The sequence below is a fragment of the Streptomyces sp. NPDC002851 genome (genome assembly GCF_053591935.1).
The window spans coordinates 1-3,528 of the sequence record NZ_JBSFUT010000087.1 but is presented as its reverse complement, the minus strand read 5'-3'; the positions used below and the strand labels follow the sequence as shown (position 1 = coordinate 3,528).

Genomic DNA, 3,528 nt, shown 5'->3' with positions numbered 1-3,528 from the left:
CTGGACGAGAAGGTCGCCCGCCTCCACCTGGAGTCCCTCGGCGTAAAGCTGACGGAACTGCGCCCGGAGCAGGCGGAGTACATCGGCGTGAAGGTCGAGGGCCCGTACAAGCCCGACCACTACCGCTACTGATCGACCGGCAACCTCACCCGGCCGAACCTGTCGTCCCGACCGGTTCGGCCGGGACGACCGGGCAGGTCGGCACGGCTTGATCAGCCCGTCGGCCACACTTGAAGCAGGCCCTCGCCCCCGTGGCGGGGGCCTGCCCCCATGACGGCCTCCACGGCCCGTACCAAGGACCTGATCCGCATGCCCCGCGGCCGCTACTCGCTCCACGACCCGCACGACCATACCTCCCTCGGCGAAGAACACTTCCACTGCGCCCCCGGCCCCTCCGGCTGGCGCTACGTCTCCCAGATCACCACCCCCTCGGGCGACCACGCGGGCTCCGTCGACCTGGCCCTCGACGAACTCGGCCGCCCCATCCGCGTCGAACTCCACGCCGCGAGCTGGCAGGTCCGCGGCGCCGCCATCGACGGCGTCACCTGGGTACGGACCGACCCCACCGGAACCGAGGCCACCGAGGGCAACGTCCCCGCCCACGCCTTCACCGGCACATCCCCCGCCTTCCTCATCGCCACGTCCCGGCTGCTGCGACTGAACCCCGGCGCCCCCGCCACCCGCGTACGAATGGTCCGCTTCACCGACCCGGTCCTCGCCCCGCGCACCGTGGACGAGTCCTGGGCCCTGCTGAAAAGCGAAGCACACGCCACTGACAACGGCCCTCTGACCGTGGACGAATACCAGGTCACAGCCCTGGACACGGGCGAACAGCACACCGTGCACATCACCGGCGACGTGGTGCTCGCCGCCCCCGGCATCGAGCTGGAACACCTCGAGACCCCACCGTCGACGTTCCCCTGACCGTCGACGTTTCCCTGACCCGCCCCCGAGTCGGCGGCTCCGTCGTCCTGGGCACCGCAGTCACGGAGCCGAGCTCACCCTCAGGCAGGCGGTACGAATCCGGTCCCGGCGCCCCGCGCAGCACCTTCGCCATCCGCCTGCGGGCGCGGCTCCTTCGTGACAGGGCCGGACCGGTACGACGGATGCACTGGAACACCTGCCGGCAGCACGTCCCCGCCAAGCCTGCCGTACTCCTGTGGAGGCTGATTTCCTCTGGCCTGGACGGCGTGACCGGCCACAGGTCCCCCATACGCCCCACTCGCCACCGGCCCGGGTATGGGCCCACCGGGTATCGCCCCACCGGCCGAGGCCGCACCGCCGAAGGCCCGACGGGCATCCCGCGTCTGCCGCTCGTTCACCACCGCCGCCAGATACGCGCCCGGCGGCACATCCCGTGGCGCCGGCACCCCGGTGCACTCCGCCAGGTCAGCGGCAAGGCGCTCCGCCATGGACCAGCCGACCTGAGGATCGAGCTGCCCTATTCGCGTCAGGTACTGGCGTATCGCCAGCCAGAGACCATCGGGCACAGCAGACAGATCGAGCCCGGAAAACCGCCCCACCAGCCAGGGCGGCGGCGGAGGCACCGAGGCAGCGCGCCCGGCCGGCACCCGCTCTCGCACCACGAGCGTCCCGGCGAACACGTCCCCGAGCCGCCGCCCCCGCGCGGAGACCAACGACGCGATGCAGGCGATCACGCCGAACGTCGCCAGGATCTCGATCACCCCGATGGCACCCCGGACCAGCGCATGCCGGAACCGGATCGGCCCGCCGTCGTCCCGCACCACCCGCAGACCACAGGCGAGCTTCCCCAAGGAGCGCCCGTGACTCAGCGTCTCGACGGCAATGGGACCGCCCACAAGCACCAGCACAAAAGTCGCCACCGATATCGCCGCTACCGCCGCCTCGTCCAGCGATGCGGTCGCCGCCAGCAGCGCTATCGACACGGCTATGTACGCGGCGAACGCCACCGAGAGGTCGATCAGGACGGCAAGCGCCCGGCTCGGCAGCTTCGCGGCACGTAGCTCGAGCGCCACCGCCTCACCCGTCACCAGCTCATTCATGCCCCGCCGTCCTTCCATCCCTGCCCCCTGGATGGCCCAGTCTGCCAAGCTGAGTGCGCATCGCGCCCCTGTACGAGGAGAGAGCAGCCATCCGATGGACCTCGATGTCTTCGTGTCCGCCCACCGGCCGGAGTGGGACCGCCTGGAGGCGCTCCTACGCCGACAGCGCCGACTCACCGGAGCGGAAGCCGACGAACTCGTCGTCCTCTACCAGCGAGCCGCCACCCATCTCTCCCTGATCCAGTCCAGCGCCCCGGACCCCCAGCTCACGGGCCGCCTCACCCAACTCGTGGCACGCGCGCGTAGTGCGGTCACAGGAACCCGACGCGCCACTTGGCGCGACGCCACGCGCTTCCTTACGGCGGGCTTCCCCGCAGCGATGTACCGCACCCGCCACTGGTGGGTGCCCACCGCCCTGCTCTCGACCCTGGTCGCCGTCCTCATCGGCTGGTGGATCGGAACGCACCCCGAGGTTCAGTCCGCGATCGCCGCCCCAGAGGAACTCCGCGAGCTCACCCGCCCGGGCGGCCAGTACGAGACGTACTACTCAAGCCATCCCGCGGCGTCCTTCGCCGCCCAGGTGTGGACGAACAATGCCCAGGCCGCCGCCATGTGCCTGGTTCTGGGTGTCTTCCTCGGCGTTCCTGTCGTCTGGATCCTCTTCCTGAACATGGCCAACGTCGGCCTCGGACTCGGCCTCATGTCCTCCGTCGGCCGCCTCGACGTCTTCCTCGGCCTGATCCTGCCGCACGGCCTGCTCGAGCTCACCGCGGTCTTCGTCGCCGCAGGCACCGGCCTCCGGCTCGGCTGGACCCTCATCGACCCGGGTCCCAGAACCCGCCGCACCGCCCTCGCAGAGGAAGGCCGCGCAGCCCTGGGCATGGCGGTCGGCCTGGCCCTGATCCTCTTCATCTCCGGCGTCATCGAAGGTTTCGTCACCCCGTCCGGTCTCCCGACCTGGGCCCGCATCGGCATCGGCGTGACCGCGGAGCTGGCGTTCTTCGTGTACGTCTATGTGGTCGGCGGCCGAGCGGCCCGGGCTGGCGAGACGGGTGACGTGGCTGAACTGGAGCGCAGCGCCGCCCTTCCGACCGCTGCCTGATGTGCGTCGGACCCCGCTCACCTGTTACTGTCTCTCGCGCCCCACAAGAGCCGTTGACACGGCCCGCGTGGGGAGGTAGATTCTATGAGTTGCCCGGGGCGGACAGGATCCCCCCACGTGCGACAAGTAGCATGAACCTGCTTCCGAAGAACTCAACTTCTAACGAAGCCAACCTCTCCGATTCATCAGAATCCAGCCGGTTCAATCCGGCGGAAAACCTCTGATAAAGTCGGTGCAGCCGAAAGGCGAATGGCTCTCCAACGGCCACGGATTCGAATTCTCGAACCGCTCCCGATGGGAACGGAAGGGGAAAAGGATCTGGTAAGGTTGGAAACACCGAAGGGAAGCGCCCGGAGGAAAGCCCGAGAGGGTGAGTACGAAGGAAGCGTCCGTTCCTTGAGA

Annotated in this window: 4 protein-coding genes; 3 read left to right on the top strand and 1 reads right to left on the bottom strand. The window is 69.3% G+C overall.

Features of this window, described 5'->3' with window-relative positions; translation table 11 throughout:
* Together ACWD10_RS38295 and ACWD10_RS38290 are read left to right on the top strand one after the other, a co-directional pair.
* Positions 1 to 132 (top strand): adenosylhomocysteinase (locus tag ACWD10_RS38295; protein ID WP_451098436.1); only part of this gene is annotated, 132 nt, incomplete at its 5' end.
* Positions 133 to 309: 177 nt separating this feature from the next.
* Positions 310 to 924, top strand: coding sequence for a hypothetical protein (locus ACWD10_RS38290; RefSeq protein WP_451098435.1), 615 nt, complete (start codon positions 310 to 312; stop codon positions 922 to 924).
* Positions 925 to 1,004: 80 nt separating this feature from the next.
* Here ACWD10_RS38290 and ACWD10_RS38285 read toward each other — a convergent pair whose 3' ends face one another.
* A complete protein-coding gene (locus ACWD10_RS38285; protein WP_451098433.1) occupies positions 1,005 to 2,024 on the bottom strand; it encodes an RDD family protein in 1,020 nt (339 codons plus the stop codon).
* Between the two features lie 94 nt (positions 2,025 to 2,118).
* Here ACWD10_RS38285 and ACWD10_RS38280 point away from each other — a divergent pair, with 94 nt between their 5' ends.
* On the top strand, positions 2,119 to 3,126 hold the full coding sequence (locus ACWD10_RS38280; RefSeq protein ID WP_451098432.1) for a stage II sporulation protein M: 1,008 nt from the start codon (positions 2,119 to 2,121) through the stop codon (positions 3,124 to 3,126).
* The last annotated feature ends 402 nt before the right edge of the window (positions 3,127 to 3,528 follow it).

Bases quoted from the DNA above. Each gene is read 5' to 3' on its own strand.
- ACWD10_RS38280 (WP_451098432.1), top strand. From the start codon at position 2,119: ATGGACCTCGATGTCTTCGTGTCCGCCCACCGGCCGGAGTGGGACCGC.
- ACWD10_RS38290 (WP_451098435.1), top strand. From the start codon at position 310: ATGCCCCGCGGCCGCTACTCGCTCCACGACCCGCACGACCATACCTCC.
- ACWD10_RS38285 (WP_451098433.1), bottom strand. From the start codon at position 2,024: ATGAATGAGCTGGTGACGGGTGAGGCGGTGGCGCTCGAGCTACGTGCC.